Raw genomic sequence first — 20,724 nt, 5'->3', positions numbered from 1 at the left:
CCCTAGTACCACTAAAGCAGGAGCAAAAAAATGCAGGATTTCACCAATAAAGTCGTTGTTGTGACCGGCGCCGCCAGCGGTATTGGTCGGGCTTTGGCCAAGGCCTTTCTGGCCAGTGGCGCAAAAGTTGTTTTGTCTGATGTAGAAAAACAGGCGCTGGACAAAACCGCGGCCGAACTCGGCGCCGCCGGCGGTATAGTGCGTGCCATTGTCACTGACGTGTCTAAGCCCGAGTCCGTCAACGCCTTAGCCGATGCGGTATTTACGGAATTTGGCGCCTGCCATATTCTCTGTAATAACGCCGGCGTCAGCGTTTCCAATTGCAATGTATGGGACACCACCCCCAATGACTGGGCTTGGGTATTGGGCGTTAACTTACGCGGTGTCGCCCACGGCATTCAAGCCTTTGTGCCACGCATGCTGGAATCAGGCGAACCGGGCCTGATCATGAACACCTCATCAGGTGATGGCGGTATTTCACCACTGGCCGATCAGTCAGTGTATGCCTCAAGCAAAGCCGGCGTTTCGATTATGACCGAGTGCCTGAACGCGCAATTAGTTGGCCAGGAAAGCAAACTCCGCGCCTGCATCTTCTATCCCTCTGGCGGTATTTTACCCACCGGTATCTGGACCACTCGCCGCAATCGTCCCGAGGAATTGGCGCGTGAAAAACCCGCTCCGGCTGGCGGCGAAATGACCTTTGATGAATTTATGAAGGGCATGAAAGATATCGGTGTTGAACTGCCGGTTCAAGACTTGGACGAACTCGCGGCCTTCGCCCTCGACGGCATCCGCAAGGATGACTTTGTTATTATGATTGGCCGCGAAGCCATGGAAGCCACGCTGGTGGAACGCGCCAGAAAACTGGCCCGCGGCGAGTGCCCTATAGAGCACGGTCTGCACGGCTAAAGCATGTATTGCGGGGCAAATTCGACCTGATAAGCCCCGCATACTCAATTTATGTAAGACTACAAACATCGCCCCAATCTCTGCTAAGATTGCCCAATAAAAATCTAACAGAGAAGCCTAAATGACTAATCACCTCGCCGACTGGCATCACGTCATCACCTCACGAGATATCGCCAAACTCGACGACATCCTCGCCGCCGATGCCACATTTCACTCGCCAGTGGTACACACCCCGCAGGTCGGCAAAGACATCACTAAAATGTACCTCAGCGCCGCGTTCCACGTGCTGCTCAACGACAGCTTCCACTACGTACGTGAGGTCGCCGATGACAACAATACTATTTTGGAATTCATGGTCAACATCGATGGTATAGAGGTCAATGGCGTAGATATGATCAGCTGGGATCAAGACGGTAAGATTATCGATTTCAAGGTTATGCTGCGTCCGTATAAAGCCATTAATCTGATTAAAGAAAAAATGCGTGAGATGCTAGAGAGCGCATAAAGAATATCAACCTAGGACGCCTTTATTCACCAGCGTGATAGAGGCAACCTGCCAAGCTCAGCATACAGAGGCGTCCCGGTGTTGGGATAAGCACCCCTAACGTAAAACAGCAGATTCACACCCCCGCCATATGCTCGGCCAAATACGCCACCAACATTTTAATCTTAGGCGACAGCTGTCGATTAAAGGGATACAAGGCCCAAATACCCTCTTCCGGCTCGCAATAGGGATCCAATACCGTTAGCAAACGTCCCTGCTGAATGTAGTCTTGCACATAGTAATCTGGCACCTGAATAAGCCCCAAGCCCTTGAGAGCGGCATCGACGAGAGCATAAGCACTGTTACACTGCATACGACCCGACACTTTGACACTTCGTGTTTTATGAGCCTCTATGAAACGCCAATAACCCGCTCCGCCGACCAAACAGTGATGTTGCTCAAGTTCAGACAAGGTATGCGGCGCGCCAAAACGATCGATATAGTCGGGTGACGCACAAACATAGCGTCGGCGACCCGACAGCTTGCGGGCAATCATACTTGAGTCTTGCAGATGGCCGAGGCGAATAGCCAGGTCATAGCCGTCGGCCAAGATATCCACTAACTGGTTTGATAATTGACACTCAAGCTCTAACTGGGGGTGGAGCACCATAAAGTCATTGATCAGCGGCATCACCCGCTCCTCACCAAAAGTAATCGGCGCGGTTAACTTTATTTTACCTTGGGGGGTGGCTTGGAGGTCGGATACCGCTCTTTCCGCATCATCCAAACCCTCGAGGGCATGGCTGCAGTGACGATAATAAACGCCACCGGCTTCGGTCAGCGTGACCCTGCGGGTAGTGCGATAAAATAATTTAACCTGGAGACGCGCCTCTAGACCTGCCACTTGGCGGCTAATCTGCGCCACAGAGAGACGAAGACGTTTTGCCGCCGCCGTAAAACTCGCGGTTTCTGCCACCGCGACAAACTCGCTTACTCCGTCCCAAGCCGCCATTATTACCACCCAGTAAAAGTCTTTTGTATATTACGAGCATTATTCTTAATCAAGAAATAATTACAATAGCCACTGCCAAAACACCAGCACCATCTACCGGCACATTTCGCGGAGCAACACTATGTCAGACCAGTTTATAAAATCCAAAGCCGCTGTGGCCTGGGGCCCCGGCCAAGAATTAAAAATCGAAGAAGTCGACGTGATGCTGCCTAGGGCCGGCGAAGTGCTGGTTCGTATCGTGGCGACTGGCGTCTGCCACACCGACGCATTTACGCTATCGGGGGAGGACCCGGAAGGCATTTTCCCCACCATTCTTGGTCATGAAGGCGGCGGTATCGTTGAACAGATCGGCGAAGGCGTCACCAGTGTCGCTGTGGGCGATCATGTGATTCCCCTGTACACGCCAGAATGTGGCGAGTGTAAATTTTGCCTATCGGGTAAAACCAATCTCTGTCAAAAAATTCGCGAGACCCAAGGCAGGGGACTGATGCCCGACGGCACCACGCGATTTTATAAAGACGGCCAGCCTATTTTTCATTACATGGGCTGCTCTACGTTTTCGGAATACACCGTATTACCAGAAATATCGCTGGCGAAGGTCAATCCCAGCGCACCACTAGAAGAAGTGTGTCTACTGGGTTGTGGCGTCACCACTGGGATGGGCGCGGTGATGAACACCGCTAAAGTAAAAGAAGGCGACACCGTTGCCATATTCGGTCTCGGTGGCATTGGCCTTTCCGCGGTTATCGGCGCAGTGATGGCAAAAGCCAGCCGTATTATCGCCATCGACATAAACGAATCTAAATTTGAGTTAGCTAAAAAGCTCGGCGCCACCGATTGCATTAACCCCAAGCTCTTCGACAAGCCAATACAGGACGTCATTGTAGAGCTGACAGATGGCGGCGTGGATTTTTCCTTTGAATGCATCGGCAACGTCAATACCATGCGCTCGGCTTTAGAATGCTGCCATAAGGGCTGGGGCGAGTCTGTCATTATTGGTGTTGCAGGTGCAGGGCAAGAAATTTCGACCCGGCCTTTTCAGCTAGTAACCGGGCGAGTATGGCGCGGCACCGCCTTTGGTGGTGTGCGGGGCCGCTCCGAGCTACCTGACTACGTAGAACGCTACTTAGCAGGGGAATTTAAACTCAGCGACTTCATCACCCACACCATGCCGTTAGAGGATATAAACGAAGCCTTTGACCTGATGCATGAAGGCAAAAGTATTCGCTCAGTCATTCACTACTAAATCTTAGCCATCACTAAAAGGACATTGCCCCCAAGGGGCAATGTAAGAACCTATGAGTATTGAAAATATTAGTAGTAATAAGAGCTTTGGCGGCTGGCACAAACAATATACTCACCGCTCCAAAGTGCTGAACTGCGATATGCGTTTTGCTATTTACCTGCCTCCGCAGGCCTCAGCAGGTGAAGCTGTGCCCGCCTTATACTGGCTTTCAGGCCTCACCTGTACCGACGAAAATTTTATGCAAAAAAGCGGCGTGCAGCGCATAGCAGCAGAATTGGGTATCGCAATCATTGCACCCGACACCGGCCCCCGCGGTGATGATGTTGCCGACGATGACGCTTACGACCTAGGCAAGGGTGCTGGCTTCTATATCAACGCCACCCAAGCGCCGTGGAATCGTCATTACCAAATGTATGATTACATTGTGAAAGAATTACCCGAGCTGATAGAAGCCAGCTTTCCGATATCCGCTATGCGTTCAATTTCAGGCCACTCAATGGGTGGTCACGGCGCACTGACGATTGCGCTGAAAAATCCTCTGCGTTACCGGTCAGTGTCCGCATTCAGCCCCATCAGCAACCCGATTAATTGCCCCTGGGGGCAAAAGGTATTCACCCAATATTTGGGAGACGATAAAACCCAGTGGCTGGAACACGACGCTAGCGAACTGATGCGCATGGCCCGCCAATTTATTCCCGCCAGAGTTGAGCAAGGCAATGCCGATCCATTTTTGGAAGAACAATTAAAACCAGAGTCTCTTTCCGCAGCAGCCAAAGTCAGTGGCTACCCCCTAGAGCTAAACAGCCACGACGGCTATGACCACAGCTACTATTTTATCGCCAGTTTTATTGAAGAGCACCTGCGCTTTCATGCGGCGCACTTACAGACTTAAGCTAGGAATAATGTGCCGGCCCCTGCGCCGGCACACTGATAAGCCAATTACTGAGTGACAGGCAAGGGCAACGCCGCAACGGAAGGCATTGCCAAGCTTCCCAGCCAGATATAGCCGTCGTATTCATTTACGCTGGTCACGGTGTGGTAAATACCACTGTGCGACTGCAAATTGAATGTGACTTTGCCGTTCAAATCCAAGCCTAAGGCAAAGCCAAGCTGACTCTTGGGCACCAACAGGGATGACGGCAACCCACCCAATAACTTACGTATAAAAGGATAGGACGCCAGCGCATCCATTTCACTACTGCGCAGCGCCGGCATCGCCAGCCAAAAAGTATCTACGCCATTAAAAGTAATATTATCCGGCATACCGGGCAAGCCATCTATAAAGGTATCTTTTACACCGGCCTTTGGCCCCTTAAGCCACAAACGCGTGACCCGCGACGCACCTGTCTCGTTGACTAACACCCAACTATCTTCAGGCCCAAGAGCCACCCCGTTAGCAAAATAAAGTCCGCTTAAGTGCACTTTATTTTGCCCACTAGCGGGGGTGTAGCTAAGCAGACGCCCCGTTGCACTAGCCTCTACTATATCGTAGATATAATCATGTAAACCAAAGCGGCCCGAGGCATCGCTAAACCAAATGGTGCCATCATCGGCGATATCAACATCGTCAATAAAGCGCAGAGTCGAATCATCAGCATAATCAACAAGAGTAGATATTTCACCGCTGGGTGATACTGACAACAAGCCCTTGAAAGCATCGGCAACAATTAAATTCCCTGCACCATCAAATTGCATACCCAGAGGTCGACCACCGGTATTAACAAACGCCCGAATGGAGCCCTCAACAACTCGCCCCTCACTCACCGAAAAACGGACAATTCGGCCATCTTGATAGCCCGTATAAAAGTAGCCAGCAGGCCCTTTTACAATATCTTCGGGTCCAGTCCCGCGATTTTGCATGTAAATGGCCAACCCAGCTAAACGTTCATTGGCGGCAAATTCTCCAGTCAACGATCCGCTTTTTGGAGGATCAAATACTATGGGCTCAATGGGTGAACGGATATATAGAGCCAATATAGCAGTGGCTAAAATTAGAATTACAATGCTGGCCCAACCTAAAAAACGTCCCATTACATGCTACTCGCTGTGTTATTTTTTTATGCTATCGACCCGCCGAAACACACGCCTGATGACGCCGTCAAAACGACTAGCGCTATGAGCGATATGCCGCTATGCTAAATTTTAGCATTTGACGACAGCATGCTAGTATTTATTATGGATGTAAACCTATGCGCCCACTCGTACGATCTTCGGCTCTAAGCGGCTTCCCAGAACTAGTGCAAGAGCTAAACGCAGATCCCGAGCCCTTGTTGCGGCAATTCAATATTGACCCCGAGAGACTCAACGATCTCGACTATCTGATATTTTTCCATAGTGTGATGCAACTGCTTGAAACCAGCGCGGACATACTAGAGTGCCCCGACCTTGGTTTACGCTTATCTAGAAAACAAAATTTAGAAACCCTTGGCCCTATTGCCATTATGGCGCGCGCGTCAAATACGGTTCGCGACGCCCTGTTTTGTATTACCCGCTATATCGCTCATCACAGTCCAGCTATCACCCTGTCACTAGACGACACCTCAGCACCCAACTTCCCACGCCTCATGCTCGATATCAATGTAGATGACTATCCTTATCGCCACCAAACCACCGAGATGTCAGTCGGACTAATGGCAAACGTCCATGCCATGCTCACTGAAAATCGCAAAAAACCCGAAGCGATACTTTTTCGGCACAGCAGAATAATGGATGCAAAAACCTATAATCGCCACTTCGGCTGTCCGGTGCTCTTCAATCAGGAGTGCAATGCCCTAGTATTGACGCCAGAACAATTTGACTTCCCAATTCGCACAGCGGATTCTTTCCAGCGCGACATTATCGCCAGCTACGTCATAAAAAAAGGCAGTACCTCACCCGTCACCTTTATTGAACAAACCAAATTTATAATTAGCCGCTTACTACCTGCCCAGTGCTGTAATATTAAAACCGTCGCAAAGGAATTATTTATGCACCAGCGCACCCTCCAGCGCCGGCTAAAGGACGAAGACCATATCTTTGAGGAAATGGTAGACGAAATACGCAGGCACGATGCACAAAACTTTCTCGCCGAGCATGGCATGCCAATGGCTCAAATTGCAGGCTTATTGGGGTACCAAGAACAAAGCTCATTCAACCGAGCAGCCAAACGCTGGTTTGGCGTCACGCCCAATGCATATCGAAAGTCACTGCAAACAATAGTAAAACGAGAAATATGATCTACCTGCCATCTAGCTATCGCTATATAGACGACACAGATTATACAAACGTGAATAATAGCTGACCCAAAAGTCATCAAAAGATAAAAATGGGTCGCCAAATGACAATTTAATGCGTAAGAGTTTCGGCATCATCGCACGCTCAAAAATTATTAAACAATATCCGCCGATTACCACTTTGAAGGAACAGTCCATGCAGCAACGTCGCTTGTCACCGCATAAGAGCCGCCGGCACTTATTGCACACCGGTATTTGTCTCGCTATTGCCAGCTCTCTAAACAGTGCTTTTGCAGCCCCAATGCTGGAAGAAGTCTTGGTCACCGCGCAAAAGAGCAGCCAGAGCACCCAAGATATACCAGTTGCAGTTACCGGCTTGACCAGCGGCCAGCTGGACAAATACGGCTTTGAGAACGCCAGCGACATCTCTGCGCAAGTGCCTAATATGCAGGTCAGCGGCCCCTACGGCGATATTCAACCTATCTTCGCCATTCGCGGTGTCAGCATGTCTGACTACAGCTCCAACCAAGCGAGCCCCATCGGCGTTTATGTCGATGAAACCTATCTCGCTCCAGTTTATAGTCACGGTGCTAACTTTTTTGACATCGAGCGCCTAGAAGTACTGCGCGGTCCTCAGGGCACTCTATACGGTAAAAACACCACCGGTGGTGCCATCAACATCATCACCCGTACCCCACAATTCAATGATGATCCCAGCAATTACATTAAACTGGGTGTCGGTAGTTTCAACGCAACGACTGCTGAAGCCGGTGCCGAAACCCAGCTCATTGATGGCATTTTAGCCGCCCGCGGTGCAATAAGCTTTAAACGTGATGAAGGTTACGTAGAGATTGTTGGCCGCGACGCAAATGGCGCGCAAACCGATTTCCAAGGTGGCCGCCTTGCCCTGCATTTCGCCCCAAACGATGCCTGGGATGCGGTCCTTAAATACACCGTATCGGGCAATGATGCCTTGAGCACACCTGCCCGTAATGAAGGTAGAACCGATCTGATAGGCGCGCCCAATTCTGACTACAACGCCTACTCGCGCCAAAGTCGTAATTTGGACTTCCATGAAACCGAGGCCAATGAAGTCGGCGCCCTCATTACTAACACCGATATCGTTGGCTTAACAGTCACCTTCGCAGGCGATTATTACTCTATTACCTCGGTGACATCCTATTATGATGCCGATTACTACCAGAAAGCCGATACCGATGGCTCACCCAATGATTTGCTGACCATCACCTGGTCCTCTAACACAATTGGCTACAGCCAAGATCTACGCTTCGCATCTGAATTCGACGGCATGTTTAACATCATCGCCGGCGTCTATTATGGATATGAAGATCAGTATATGAACAACGTCTATGACATTTTCGACACCCCACCAGATCTGCGTGTTGGCTTTGCTAAACCGGATACTGCCCAGCAGTACCCGTTCTTGCTCGACTACGGCATGTTAGATCAGCGCATGGAAACCAAAAAAGACAGCTTGGCGGCTTACACCCAAATGCGCTTTGATTTCACTGATCGCTTGGGTATGGATTTAGGTCTGCGCTATACCAAAGACGGCAATGAGCAAAGCTACTTCAATATTTCCCGAGTGGGTTACGACGGCAGCCCTAGAGGCACCTATGTGCCGGGCAATAATACCGGCGTAGATGACGCCTATATCTCACTGCCGCTATCTCAATCACAACTAGTCGATATTCTCGGTGACCCTACTTTATTAGCGAATCTACTGAATATTGGCTACACACACGGTCCCTACACGCTAGACTCAGCGCCCGCGCTGGAAGCAGACGAAGCCGAATGGACCGGCAAACTCGGCTTGGACTACCGCATCAACGACGATGTCATGGTCTACGTCAGTGCTAGTCACGGTTATCGCAGTGGTAGCTTCAACGGAGGCGCATACTATCTTGCCCGCCCCATTGAAACCGCTTACGCATCACCAGAGTATATCGATGCTTTTGAAGTCGGTTTCAAAGCCGATCTGTTAGACAACAGTATGCGTTTAAACGCCGCCCTGTTTTCTTATGACTATACAGACCAGCAGTTCATCAACGTAGTTGGCTTTTCTAACTTCCTAGAAAATGCCGGTAGCTCAAAAATTGCCGGTGCCGAGGCAGAGTTCTGGGCACGCCTGACAGAAAAACTTACCCTGCAAATTGGTCTCGGCTACTTGCAAACTGAGTTTTCAGAGTTGACCTTAGCCAATACCGAGACCATCGCTGATGCCGACGACCGTGTTGACTTAAGTGGTAATGAGCTGATCTCTGCACCCAAGCTTAACTACAGCATCTCGCTGGATTATGATATTTGGGAAACCGACTCAGGCTATCTGACCACCAACCTGAATGGAAACTTCCAGGATGAGCAATGGTATAGCGCCTATAACGACCAATTCGGCTATGGCGAAATTCGTCAAGGTGCATACTGGTTGTTCAATGCACGCACTAGCTGGCACTCAAGCGACGACAGCTATTCAGTATCCTTATGGGTTAAAAACATAATGGATAAGGAATACGATAGCTACGGGATTAATCTCCAAGCCGGCTTTGGTCACGACAATTATCTGGCTGGACCACCGCGCACCTATGGTGCCGAAGTGACTTACCGCTTCTAAATATTAGCGTCAGCACGCTGACGCGAATACCCCACCACAGCAGGCCACGCAAGGAAGCGGGCCTGCTTAATACTGTTAAAAACCCGCCACGATTAGACTGTTAGCCCCTCGAAAGCAAGTCAACACCCCACTTTATCTGCGCCATTTACGTATTGAATACTACTAGGCAATGGAGCCAATATAGCAGTATGTGAATTTATCCATTCCGACACATTTCCGGAATAGGAGTCTTAGATTGATAAACCCTAGAATACTTGGCTCTATCCGGGCCAACCCAATTTCACTTGGCCAACTGTTAGTCGCCGGCGGCTTTATTGCTCCTACTACACTGCAGCACGCCTTAAAGGCACAGCGGTGGAGTCGACGCCGTCTTGGCGAAGTGCTTGTTCAGCGTCACGAACTAAGTGATATAGAAAAGCGCACCATACTTAAGCTGCAGGAAAAACTTAGCAAGCACACACTCGCCCTTACGTCTGATGGCAGTATGAACCAAGCCTTACAACTTAGCTTAGGCCAGTTGCTACTAGACAGCGGAGAAATCAGTCACGCACAACTGGACTCAGCATTAGCTGAGCACAGCCGCCAACATCGCCGCCTTGGTGAGGTCTTAGTTGAGCAGCAAGTCATCACGCCAGCTCGCCTGACACAATGGCTTCAACTGCAGAAAAAACTGATCAGCGCCGCCGCAATAGCGACTTGTATGATGGCCGCCAGCGGCAATGCCGCCGCAGATGACAATGAACAAAGCCTGTGGAAGAAATTTATTTCAGGAAAGTTTTCTCAAGAAAAAACCAGCGACTCGCAGCGAGCCTGGGGACAGCAAGCCAGTAATAACCTCGCAAATCTAAACATCCAAAATCGCGACTTAAGCGAATTAAAGCGCAGCCGCGACGGCACTCTAACTCTCAGATTTGGCCAAAAAGGCTTGAATATCGTCAAGCGATTTTAAACTTATCTCTGGGCGTTGACAGCCAAGACCCGAGATAGGTAAGAAACTTTAATCGTCCTCGTTGGCTTCGCGAATTCGCTCGCGACGCTCGGCCTCTTCCTCCATCACCGCCTTGATTTCCAGCAGTACAGAATCGACATCAGCGGCTTCTCCACTGTCTTCAAACAGGCCTGTTAGTTCAGTATCTTCGGTGAGTTCGCCTTCTTCATACAAGGCCCACATCTCATCGGCATAACGAGTTTCCAACAACTCAGGGGCAAACTGACCGTAGTACTCGGTCATGTTATTGACATCGCGATGCAGCATACTTTCAGCGTTATTATTTCCCGCAGCGTCGACAGCTTGGGGTAAGTCTATAATCACGGGGCCGTACTCATCCACCAAGACATTAAATTCCGACAGATCGCCATGAACTAAACCCGCCACCAGCATTAGTTTAACGTAATGCATGACTAGCGCATGATCTTCACAGGCTTGCTCGGCAGGCATGGATACGTCATTCAAACGCGGCGCCACGCCACCTTCTTCATCAGTGACCAGCTCCATAAGCAACACCCCGTCAAAACAGCCATAGGGTTGCGGCACTCGAACGCCAGCCCTCGCTAAGCGGTATAGCGCATCGACCTCTGCATTGTGCCAGGCATCTTCCTGCTGTTTACGGCCGAATTTAGAACCTTTTTCCATAGCCCGCGCGCGGCGACTATTGCGAACCTTGCGGCCTTCTTGATAGAGCACGGCCTGTTTAAAGCTTCGCTGTGCCGCCTCTTTATATACCTTCGCACAGCGAATTTCCTCGCCACAGCGCACCACATACACAGAGGCTTCTTTACCACTCATCAATGGTCGAAGTACTTCATCCACAATGCCATCATCAATCAGCGGTTGTATGCGTTTTGGGGTTTTCATTATGTCCTTCACGTTATTCCGGGTAAAACCGGATAAATCGACACTTCATCAGCAAATCTGACCACTATAAAGCGCGGTGTACATTTAGGCCATCGCCCTAGGCTAGCGTAGCCACACAGCAGTGTGACATATCATCGGCCAATATTGGCAACGCCGTTCAGCGTATTCTAATTAGATTTTTTGACATACGCGCTAATTATAACAATACGTGTGCCATTGACTCGACCTTCGATGTGCTCAGGATTATTAGTCAGTGAAATACCGCGGACCGCAGTGCCACGCTTGGCAATAAAACTTGCGCCTTTAACATCCAAATCCTTTACCAGCACAACCGTGTCGCCTGCAAATAGCTGACTGCCATTGCTATCTAGGGTTGGATCATCATCGTCCACCGGCGCATCCATTGCATCTGCCCAAGCCTGGGTTTCCTCGTCTAAATACACCATGTCTAGCAAATCTTGCGCCCAAGGCTCCGCCGCCAAGCGCTTTAACAATCTATAAGACAATACTTGCACGGCGGGAATGGCGCTCCACACCGTGTCATTCAAACTGTGCCAGCGCTTAGTGTCCAGCTCACTGCCCGCCGCCAACTGATCGCGGCACTGCACACACGTCATAACACACTGATCATGATTAGCATCATCATAGGGAGGCACTGCAAAAACCGCGAGCTGTTCAGGGGATGCACATAATTCGCAGCGAGAATCGCTGCGCTGCATTAAAGCTTGCTCGGTATTCATAAGACATCCGTTTTGGAAACGGCGTATTTTAAAGCCTAGCGACAGCAGAAACGACTTAAAAGAACCGAAAAGGCAAAAAACTTATTTATGCGAGCCGGAGATTAGACGCTGCTGAAGCACAGCGCCTATTGAACGGCTAAGGAAATCACGCAGTCTGATTCTCAGTAGCAGAAACAGATGCCGCCGCCTCTTTATCTGTGGCTGCGCCCTCATTGACATAGGTCAGGCGCGGAGCATCATGTTTTTTTACCTGACTAGCGCCGACAAACTGACCACCGGACTCAATCACCAGTTCACGCACTTTAATCTCACCACTCACCTGTCCAGAGGCAACGATTTCAAGACGATCAGCATCTATCTTACCGTCTAATACGCCGCTCACTAATACCCGCTTTGCTTTGACATCACCGATAAAACGACCACCTGCACCAACAATCACGTCATTCTCTGACTTCAAATTACCCTTCATAAGCCCATCAAGGTGGAAATCATGATTCAGCTGGATGTCGCCGGTAAACGTGGCGCCAACTGCGACCACCGTCGTTCTGGAACTGCCGTCGGTTTTCTTAGTGTTTTTGCCAGGGAATCCCATTTAATTTGCTCCTCGCGGGTAAAAAGTACATCGTAATTTTCCCAAGACCACTCCATAAAGGGCCCCGGAGCCAAGCGTCGATGCAAATGTCTGACTTCGTAATGCAGATGTGGCGCAGTAGACAAGCCAGTATTGCCAGAATATCCAATTAAATCGCCCTGGCGCACATAGTCACCACTGGCAACCACCGCTTTACTCAAATGGCCAAATATCGTAACAAAGCCAAAATTATGACTGAGCTTAACCATTCGACCGAAACCGCTATTACTCGCGCCCGCTAATTCCACCACCGCATCTGCGGTAGCATAAACAGGGGTGCCCACGGCGGCTCGCAAATCCGCGCCGCCGTGCAGCGCCATTTTCCCTAATACAGGGTGATTGCGCATCCCATAACGGCTTGTTACGTGAGCATCTGCAAGGGGGTAGCCACTGGGTATGGCGCTGAGCATAGCGTGCTTCTCTGACGCCGTTTGACTCGCGGTATCTAAACGCTCATACAAGGCCACATCGGGGCCGGGCGCCAAACCAATCATGGTTTCAATAGAGCCGAGCTCATCGCTGATAATGGACAGTGCAGCCACTTTTTCTTCAACTGACTCTTTCAGTTGTTGCTGCTCACTGAGTAAGGCGGTGTTTTCTTCTTTAATCGCTGCTTGATATTGCTGTAAATCAGCCACTTCCGCATTCAAAGTGGCCAAGCGGGTACTTAAAAACAGGATGGCTAAAAACCCGCCTAAAAAACAAGTGCCAAGGAAAACACCAAAACCCGCCAAAAAACGACGCATTAATTGGGTCAAAGTGTAGTGCTTGGCACCACTGTAATTAGTAATCGTTATCCTATAATGGTCGCGCATTCTAATTCTCTAAATGTGCCGGTACAGCAAACAGGACTGACCTATTTTTTAAGGGCAAACTAATACTAAACAACATTCACCAACGACTCAATAATGAAGGCGTTTTTCGAGACCCAAGGAATGTACAGGCCAACACGGCAGTGTCGATTATGATGTTACTACGCAGTGGATGCAAATTGTGCAGTACAAACTCACGTAGCTACTGCGTCAATTCCATCACGAAGGGGTATTTAGAAACAAAAAAAGCGGCCAAAAGGCCGCTTCAAATCTAACAATCGAACACGCTATTAAGCGGGAATCAAACCGCCGAGCAAGCCACCAAGCAAACCTTGGAGCACGCTTAGCAGATCCGTATTACCACCTTGCGCCAGAGCATCTGACAATGAAGTTGCCACACTGCAAAGTGGATCAAGCGGGCTGCCAGCCAATGGACATGCACCGCCACCATCTAAAGCTGTCACCAGTGGAGTCAGCAATATATCTAGAGGGGTACCAGTCAAGCCATCGCCAGTACCGGCACTACCGCCTGCTGACAACAATGCCTGCAATGGAGCAAGTGCTTCTAGCAAGGCATCGAAACCAACTGCGTTGGATCCGCCACCACCGCCGGCCAAGCCGTCAGTTAAGGCACTTTGTAAACCAGCCAAGAAGGTGTCGCTCAAAGGGCCGAACAAGTCTTCTACAGGATTTTCAAAGCCGCCACTTGGCAGCGAACCAAAGTTACCGCCTAACAAGCCTGCCAGTGCTGCAGTTCCAGCCTTAATCTGACTACTAATAATCGTACCTTGACCAGCCTGCTCCTCGATAAAGCCAATAGGCACAACGTCGATCAATAGACCATTCAACAAGTTTTCTAGGGTCAAACTAAGTGCAGTAGACGTCGCGTCAGTATCCATACTTTCAAGGGCAACGCCAGTCGCAGCCAAGTTGCTTAAGGCTGTATCCAAGGTAGTCAGCAATCCGCCTAAAACCGGTGCGCCACTAATTTGCCCAGATGGATCTTGCGCCAGAATAGTTTGCAAGCCGTCGCTAAACGCTTCACTAAGCATAGTCAGCAACACTGAAGGCGTTGGTGGTTCGCCACTGCCACCACCGTTAGCCATAGCCAATACCGGTGCCAGAGCGTCTGCCAAAGGTGCCAAAGGAGTACCAGCAAGCGCAGCTAATGGGTCAGATGACTCTCCACCACCGCTGCTGTCACTTGAACAGCTCTCGCCAGCAAGCGATGCAAGAACTATCGGCAAGTCCGCCGCAAGCTCGGTAACAGCTGCTTGAAAGCCAGCTGCTGAGCCAGTAAACAAGGCCGCAGGATCGCTTTGTAGCGTGTCAGGGTCAAGGTTAACTAACACCGAGTCTAAGACATCCAAAACGTCGGTAACTACAAATGAGCTAACGCAGCTTACCGGTACTTCAAGGGGCGTGCCTGCGGTGCCGGCTACAATTGGAGCCAAAAGCTGTTCAGAAAGCGGTTGCTGCACTGCGTCTAAAGGACCATCTACTTCAGAATAACTAGAGGTAACAGGCTCTTCGCCGGCACCTGCAGAACTACCACCACCGCCACTGCTGCCACCACAGCCCGTCAACACCAAGCCGGCACTGAGCGTTAATGCTAAAAGCCCCTTATTAAGAAACACTTTGTTCATACTAAATACTCCGTTATTAAGCGCAAAATTCGCTGATATTTTTACTAAAATGACACGTCTGGCGACAAAGCTAGAAACCCTCTCACCACAATACTCATGCTGCTGCGCGTGCTGAGAACAGTAGAACAAAAATGAGACATAGTTTAAGTAAGGGAAAACCGAGAAGCGTCAGACCTTACATAGGTCTAAAAAAGGCGCTTACCATACAGACTTCACCTAAGAGGCAACAGGTTTTTCGCCCCAACTGAATCGCGATTAAGCGCTTATTAGTGAATAATGGCGTTTTTTTCGGAAGCTACCTTATGCAGGACACGCCGCTGAATTGGGACTTTCCAGCCCCATTCACCCTTGGATTTAGCGTTCAGGCCGAACATATAGACTTCATCGGCCATGTTAATAACGCCGTGTATGTTAGCTGGTGCCAGAACGCAGGCTGGCAACACTCGCTCCAACTTGGCCTAGGTTTAGAAGAATACCAAACACTGGATGCGGCCATGGTGATTCGGCGCGCAAACTACGATTACATCCTTTCCGCCTACGCTGGCCAAGAGTGCGTCATGGCCACTTGGCTAACAGCTAACGATCACAAACTCACAATGGAGCGCCGCTTTCAGCTGCAGCGGAGGTCTGATGGCAAGACCCTATTGCGCGGATACTGGCAATTAGTATGCGTTCGCATGAGCAACGGTAAGCCGCGCCGCATGCCAGCAGAATTCGACGAGACTTATGGCGCCGCAGTGATACGGCCGCGGGCAGACGATTGATTTTCGATTTATAAGCTGCCAGTGCAAGGCAACACAATCCGTGTAGAATACGAGGATTAATCCCCTATTAAAGAGAGAGCGATACGGTGACTAGCCATTACGCCGAACACCCCGCGATGTTTCGCAATAACCCACTGGGATTCATCCTTGCTGTCATTCTAATTCCCGCAGCCATCGGCATTCTGATCCTGATGGTCTGGTATTTAAAATGTAAATCAACACTGCTGGAAATTAACGACAACGAGATTATTCTTGAGCAGGGCTTACTCAGCAAAGAACGCACCGAGCTGAACGTATCGGGTATTCGCACCGTAAAAATCAAGCAGTCTCTTTTCAACCGCTTATTTGGCGTTGGCACCCTGTCGGTATATACCGCCGGCGACAACCCAGAAATTCAAGTCCACGGCATGCCTAGACCAGAAGTATTCCGCGACTTGGTGAAAGCACGCCAGTCAGACGCTGAATGAGCTAATAGATATAATGAACAGCCCATCCAACAAAGACAGTCAAGTCTGGAAAATCGTAATCATCTGCGCAGTCCTGCTCGGCTTACTGGTGGTGGCCACCATGCTGTTTCTACCCTTGGCTACTGCCTTCATTGACCAGCATTTCAGCCCCGGGCTCGACTTTAAAGATGCTGCCGTTGCCGCGTTTTTCGTCACTGTTGTCACGCTTGTTATATTTGCCCTTGCCTCAGGTGACGGCCTGCTGGGAGAGCTACAATTCATACTCAGTGGCTTTTTTGGTTTCTTCCTTGTTCTGTGGTTATTAATTGCATGGATATTCTAAATACCATCACACCCCCAAACCGCAAATGGAATTTCAAATATGCTTGATCTTTTTGACGTCGCCGCGCTGTTTGGGTTTTGCGCAGTACTCGCCTACTTCTGGCGGGCACAAGGCACTCGCGAAATTGCACTGCGAGCAACACGTCAGCATTTACAACAGCAGCAATTGTCCTTACTAGATGACCATGTCGCATTGCGGGCGGTGTGGTTTAAGCGTAACCGCAAAGGCGAGTTTCAGCTCTGGCGTCGCTATATCTTTGAATTTACTACCACAGGCCATGAGCGCTACCAAGGCTGTGCGATTACCCTCGGCAATCGCGTAGAAGGCTTTCAATTAGCACCGCACCGTTTTCCCGACGATATACTCCACTAATTGCACTCACTCGCACCGCCCTAAAAACCTTATTCTAAACAAGCGAAATCCAATATGCGCCACGGCAATTACCACTCCGAAAACCAAGATGTTAGCTGGGCTACACTGCGCGATCTGGTCCCCTATTTGATGGCGTTTCGCTCACGTATCGGTTTAGCACTGCTGTGTCTGATTGCCGCCAAAGTCGCGAGTGTTGGCCTGCCGTTTATTCTTAAGAACATTGTCGATCAGCTCGACAAAAACGACCAGCCGGCTATCTTAATTTTACCCGTCGCCCTGCTCATCGCTTACGGTGTACTGCGATTTGCCAACGTTCTGTTTGGGGAGTTACGCGACACTATATTCGGTCGTGTTACCGAACGCGCCATGCGCCAAGTTGGTCTCACTGTATTCCAACACCTACATGCGCTAGATCTTGAGTTCCACCTCAATCGCCGCACCGGTGGCTTATCGCGCGACATCGAACGCGGCACCAACGGCATTAATTTCCTGTTGCGATTTATGGTATTTAACATCGTCCCGACGTTTATCGAAATCGGTTTAGTTATCAGCCTACTTGGCTGGCAGTACAATATTTGGTTTGCCGTCATCGTATTTGTTGCGGTGGTTTGCTACGTTGCCTTTTCAATATTTGCTACTGAATGGCGCACAGGCTTTATACGCCGTGCCAACGAGGCCGAATCACGAAGCAGTACCCGTTCAGTGGACAGCCTATTAAACTTTGAAACCGTCAAATACTTCGGCAACGAACACTACGAAGCCAATCGCTACGACGAAGAACTGGTAGGCTGGGAAGTCGCGCGCCGTCAGAACCGCCTTAGCCTGTTCGCACTCAATGCCGGTCAAGCCCTTATTATTGCCGCCGCCATGACCACCGCCATGGTCTTAGCCGCCAACGAAGTCGTCACTAAAAGCATGACTCTGGGCGACTTTGTGCTGATTAACGCATTTATGCTGCAGATTTTTATGCCACTCAATTTCCTCGGCTTTGTCTATCGAGAAATGAAGGGCTCTATGGCCAATATCGAAGCCATGTTTGCGCTGCTGCGTCAAAAGGCGACGATCACAGATATAGAAAATGCGCCGCAGCTGCAACTGACTGAAGGCCGCATCGAAATTGAAAACCTCAGCTTTCGCTACCAAAGCGAGCGGCCTATTTTAAATAACATTAGCTTTAAGGTGGCCGCTAAACAAAAGGTGGCTATAGTCGGCAGCAGTGGCGCAGGTAAATCCACACTACTCAAATTGCTATTTCGTTTTTATGACGCCAGTGAAGGTCGCATTCTGATCGACGGTCAAGACATTAAAACCGTCGATCAATCCTCCTTGCGACGCGCACTCGGCATCGTGCCCCAAGACACCGTCCTGTTTAATCAGTCGATACTTGAGAATATTCGCTATGGCCGCATTGATGCCAGCGACGAAGATGTTTTTGAAGCCATTCGCATGGCTCACCTCAGCGACTTCATCGCCCGCCTTCCCAAGGGCGTCGACACGCTGGTGGGTGAGCGCGGCTTAAAATTATCTGGCGGCGAAAAACAACGCGTCGCCATCGCCAGAGCCTTGCTCAAACAATCCCCCATCATGATTTTTGACGAGGCTACCTCATCACTCGACAGCGCCTCTGAGCGTCTTATCTTGGAAGCCATCCGCGACATCGCCCGCGAACACACCATGCTGGTGATCGCTCACCGCTTATCCACCATTGTCGATGCCGACCATATTTTGGTGTTGGAACACGGTGAGATTGTCGAACAGGGCACCCATGCCAGCCTGCTCGACCAAAATGGCCAATACGCCCACCTGTGGTCGCTACAACAGCGAGAGCGGGCCTTAATAGCGACGTAGGTCTCTTTATCAGCAACTTGAGCAACACGGTGATTGCCAGCCCCCACTGACTCTTATAGTCTTAAGCTGTAAAACACAATAAGGATAAAATATGCAACAGCTATCTGGTCAAGACGCCATGTTCATCCACACCGAGAACATGGGAATACCCCAACACATCGGCGTTATGAGCATTTATGATCAATCCACCGCCCCCGAGGGCTTGGTGCGCTTTAAACAAATTCTGCAACTACTAGAAAGCCGCTCTCATCTCTCACCAATATTTAATCGCCGGCTCCGCAAAGTACCCCTGAGCCTAGATCAACCCTACTGGGAAGATGTAGAAAACGTCGACATTGAAGCCCATGTCCACCATATCGCGCTACCCAAGCCCGGCGACTGGCGACAACTCTGCATTCTCGCTTCGCGCATCCATGCTCGCCCCCTTGATATGAGCAAGCCGCTGTGGGAAATGTATGTAATCGAAGGCCTAGACAGCATTCGCAATCTTCCCAAGGGCTGTTTTGCGGTAATGACAAAGGTCCATCATTCGGCAATGGACGGCGCCACCGGCGCACGCTTTATTCCGCTACTCCACGACCTAAGTCCAGAAATTACCGACGTCGGCGAAGCACCGGTCAAAATTGTTGAGCGCTATAACGACGGCCATATGCTGAGCAAGGCACTGATCAACAATCTTAGAAAACCCATGCAGTTCATGAACCTTGTAGGCAGCGCCATTCCAACATGGCGGCGCATCCAGCGCGGCAAAAAAGAGCAGGATTTTGCCCCCCTCGAAGATAAACAAAAAACCCTGTTTCAGGGCAAAATTTCACCCCATCGGGTCTGCGATGCCGTGCCCTTCGCCTTTGAGGATATCCGCGCAATTAAAAATGCCGTCGCCGGCGCCACCATCAACGACACCATGTTGTGTATCGTTTCCGGTGGCTTGCGGAAATACCTTGCAGCCAAAAATGCGCTGCCAGAGAAAACACTGGTATCGGGCTGCCCTATCGATGTCCGCAGTAATGACGAGCAAAGCAGCGGCGGCAATATGGTCGGCTTTATGACGGTATCGCTACACTCAGATATAGAAGACCCAAAAGAACGACTCAAAGCTATTCACGATGCCTCGATGAGCAGCAAGGCCTATGCCGAGGCCCTTGGCCCCCGCATGGCTGTTGACGTCACTAACGTGCTACCGGGCGGCATGCTGTCACTGGCACTGCGGGCAGCCTCAGCAACCGGACTCACCGAAGCCGCCGTTATCTTTAATACTGTGGTTACCAATGTTCCCGGCCCCACCAAGCAACTGTATTTCTGTGGTGCCAAAATGGTCGACGGTATTAACTTCGGCCCACTGTTACCTAATGTAGGGCTATTCCAAATTGTTTACAGCTCGGTGATGAACAAGGTCGGCACGATTTCAATTTCATTTACCGCCTGCCGTAAAATGCTACCTGACCCAGATCTGTATTCGGCGTGTTTAGAGGAGTCATTTCAGGAACTGAAAACAGCATGTCTTGGCGCAGAGGCCCCAAAGCCAAAAGTAAGTAAAACTAAAGCAGAAGTATCGCTGTAAAAACTGCGACATAAGGATGCTATCTAAGCCCGGCATTCAATTGAGAATGCCGGTGTTTGCATTGTTTTGTCACCGCGCCGCGATTGAGCCGTCAACGCCGCTCTTAGCATCGCAGCAGAAGTCGTCCTAAAACATATTGGCAATGGCAAACGGACTCCCATCAAAGCAACTGGAAATTCCCAGCGCTTAATAGACGAAGAGGCCCCAAGCA

The 20,724-nt window shown here is 50.1% G+C and carries 20 protein-coding genes; 13 read left to right on the top strand and 7 right to left on the bottom strand.

Translation table 11 applies throughout. The features are described 5' to 3' along the window. Positions 1 to 30: 30 nt before the first annotated feature. Both AB4875_RS04855 and AB4875_RS04850 read left to right on the top strand, forming a co-directional pair. Positions 31 to 909, top strand: coding sequence for an SDR family NAD(P)-dependent oxidoreductase (locus tag AB4875_RS04855; protein WP_368374924.1), 879 nt, complete (start codon positions 31 to 33; stop codon positions 907 to 909). 121 nt (positions 910 to 1,030) lie between these two features. Then, positions 1,031 to 1,414 carry a nuclear transport factor 2 family protein gene (locus tag AB4875_RS04850; protein ID WP_368374923.1) on the top strand — a complete coding sequence of 128 codons (384 nt, stop codon included), beginning with the start codon at positions 1,031 to 1,033 and terminating at the stop codon, positions 1,412 to 1,414. 115 nt (positions 1,415 to 1,529) lie between these two features. On the opposite strand, the gene AB4875_RS04845 is transcribed toward AB4875_RS04850, so the two are convergent. After that, entirely contained in the window at positions 1,530 to 2,405 is an 876-nt protein-coding gene (locus AB4875_RS04845) for a LysR substrate-binding domain-containing protein (RefSeq protein WP_368374922.1), read from the bottom strand. A gap of 121 nt (positions 2,406 to 2,526) precedes the next feature. Here AB4875_RS04845 and AB4875_RS04840 point away from each other — a divergent pair, with 121 nt between their 5' ends. Together AB4875_RS04840 and fghA are read left to right on the top strand one after the other, a co-directional pair. After that, a complete protein-coding gene (locus tag AB4875_RS04840; protein ID WP_368374921.1) occupies positions 2,527 to 3,651 on the top strand; it encodes an S-(hydroxymethyl)glutathione dehydrogenase/class III alcohol dehydrogenase in 1,125 nt (374 codons plus the stop codon). Between the two features lie 52 nt (positions 3,652 to 3,703). Continuing rightward, positions 3,704 to 4,543 (top strand): S-formylglutathione hydrolase, encoded by an 840-nt coding sequence (fghA, locus tag AB4875_RS04835; RefSeq protein ID WP_368374920.1) that lies wholly within the window; start codon positions 3,704 to 3,706, stop codon positions 4,541 to 4,543. 47 nt (positions 4,544 to 4,590) lie between these two features. Here fghA and AB4875_RS04830 read toward each other — a convergent pair whose 3' ends face one another. After that, entirely contained in the window at positions 4,591 to 5,682 is a 1,092-nt protein-coding gene (locus tag AB4875_RS04830; RefSeq protein WP_368374919.1) for an SMP-30/gluconolactonase/LRE family protein, read from the bottom strand. Positions 5,683 to 5,840: 158 nt separating this feature from the next. Here AB4875_RS04830 and AB4875_RS04825 point away from each other — a divergent pair, with 158 nt between their 5' ends. From AB4875_RS04825 to AB4875_RS04815, 3 genes are all read left to right on the top strand, one after another. After that, positions 5,841 to 6,866, top strand: coding sequence for an AraC family transcriptional regulator (locus AB4875_RS04825; protein ID WP_368374918.1), 1,026 nt, complete (start codon positions 5,841 to 5,843; stop codon positions 6,864 to 6,866). Positions 6,867 to 7,059: 193 nt separating this feature from the next. Then, a complete protein-coding gene (locus AB4875_RS04820; protein WP_368374917.1) occupies positions 7,060 to 9,495 on the top strand; it encodes a TonB-dependent receptor in 2,436 nt (811 codons plus the stop codon). A gap of 235 nt (positions 9,496 to 9,730) precedes the next feature. Next, a complete protein-coding gene (locus tag AB4875_RS04815; protein ID WP_368374916.1) occupies positions 9,731 to 10,444 on the top strand; it encodes a cyclic di-GMP-binding domain-containing protein, MshE-related in 714 nt (237 codons plus the stop codon). 48 nt (positions 10,445 to 10,492) lie between these two features. Here AB4875_RS04815 and AB4875_RS04810 read toward each other — a convergent pair whose 3' ends face one another. The 5 genes from AB4875_RS04810 to AB4875_RS04790 form a co-directional block, all read right to left on the bottom strand. Then, positions 10,493 to 11,350: a PA4780 family RIO1-like protein kinase gene (locus tag AB4875_RS04810; protein ID WP_368374915.1), complete on the bottom strand. Its 858-nt coding sequence runs from the start codon at positions 11,348 to 11,350 to the stop codon at positions 10,493 to 10,495. A gap of 167 nt (positions 11,351 to 11,517) precedes the next feature. Continuing rightward, complete coding sequence (locus AB4875_RS04805) at positions 11,518 to 12,090, bottom strand: PhnA domain-containing protein (protein ID WP_368374914.1); 573 nt, start codon at positions 12,088 to 12,090, stop codon at positions 11,518 to 11,520. Between the two features lie 145 nt (positions 12,091 to 12,235). Continuing rightward, on the bottom strand, positions 12,236 to 12,628 hold the full coding sequence (locus AB4875_RS04800) for a bactofilin family protein (protein WP_368374913.1): 393 nt from the start codon (positions 12,626 to 12,628) through the stop codon (positions 12,236 to 12,238). Continuing rightward, positions 12,586 to 13,536, bottom strand: coding sequence for a peptidoglycan DD-metalloendopeptidase family protein (locus tag AB4875_RS04795; protein ID WP_368374912.1), 951 nt, complete (start codon positions 13,534 to 13,536; stop codon positions 12,586 to 12,588). The genes AB4875_RS04800 and AB4875_RS04795 overlap by 43 nt, the downstream gene beginning before the upstream one ends. Positions 13,537 to 13,823: 287 nt before the next feature. After that, positions 13,824 to 15,179: a hypothetical protein gene (locus tag AB4875_RS04790; RefSeq protein ID WP_368374911.1), complete on the bottom strand. Its 1,356-nt coding sequence runs from the start codon at positions 15,177 to 15,179 to the stop codon at positions 13,824 to 13,826. Positions 15,180 to 15,481: 302 nt separating this feature from the next. Here AB4875_RS04790 and AB4875_RS04785 point away from each other — a divergent pair, with 302 nt between their 5' ends. The 6 genes from AB4875_RS04785 (at position 15,482) to AB4875_RS04760 (ending at position 20,513) form a co-directional block, all read left to right on the top strand. After that, positions 15,482 to 15,943: an acyl-CoA thioesterase gene (locus AB4875_RS04785; protein WP_368374910.1), complete on the top strand. Its 462-nt coding sequence runs from the start codon at positions 15,482 to 15,484 to the stop codon at positions 15,941 to 15,943. Between the two features lie 86 nt (positions 15,944 to 16,029). Next, positions 16,030 to 16,410 (top strand): PH domain-containing protein, encoded by a 381-nt coding sequence (locus tag AB4875_RS04780; protein ID WP_368374909.1) that lies wholly within the window; start codon positions 16,030 to 16,032, stop codon positions 16,408 to 16,410. A gap of 13 nt (positions 16,411 to 16,423) precedes the next feature. Then, positions 16,424 to 16,732, top strand: a complete 309-nt coding sequence (locus AB4875_RS04775; protein WP_368374908.1) for a hypothetical protein — start codon at positions 16,424 to 16,426, stop codon at positions 16,730 to 16,732. A 39-nt stretch (positions 16,733 to 16,771) separates the two neighbouring features. Further along, entirely contained in the window at positions 16,772 to 17,104 is a 333-nt protein-coding gene (locus tag AB4875_RS04770) for a DUF3301 domain-containing protein (RefSeq protein WP_368374907.1), read from the top strand. A 54-nt stretch (positions 17,105 to 17,158) separates the two neighbouring features. Beyond that, positions 17,159 to 18,952, top strand: a complete 1,794-nt coding sequence (locus AB4875_RS04765) for an ABCB family ABC transporter ATP-binding protein/permease (protein WP_368374906.1) — start codon at positions 17,159 to 17,161, stop codon at positions 18,950 to 18,952. 91 nt (positions 18,953 to 19,043) lie between these two features. Next, positions 19,044 to 20,513, top strand: a complete 1,470-nt coding sequence (locus AB4875_RS04760; RefSeq protein WP_368374905.1) for a WS/DGAT/MGAT family O-acyltransferase — start codon at positions 19,044 to 19,046, stop codon at positions 20,511 to 20,513. The last annotated feature ends 211 nt before the right edge of the window (positions 20,514 to 20,724 follow it).

The sequence above is a fragment of the Zhongshania sp. R06B22 genome (genome assembly GCF_040892595.1).
GTDB lineage: Bacteria > Pseudomonadota > Gammaproteobacteria > Pseudomonadales > Spongiibacteraceae > Spongiibacter > Spongiibacter arctica.
The sequence above is the reverse complement of the archived record's forward strand: the minus strand, read 5'-3'. Positions and strand labels throughout refer to the sequence as shown.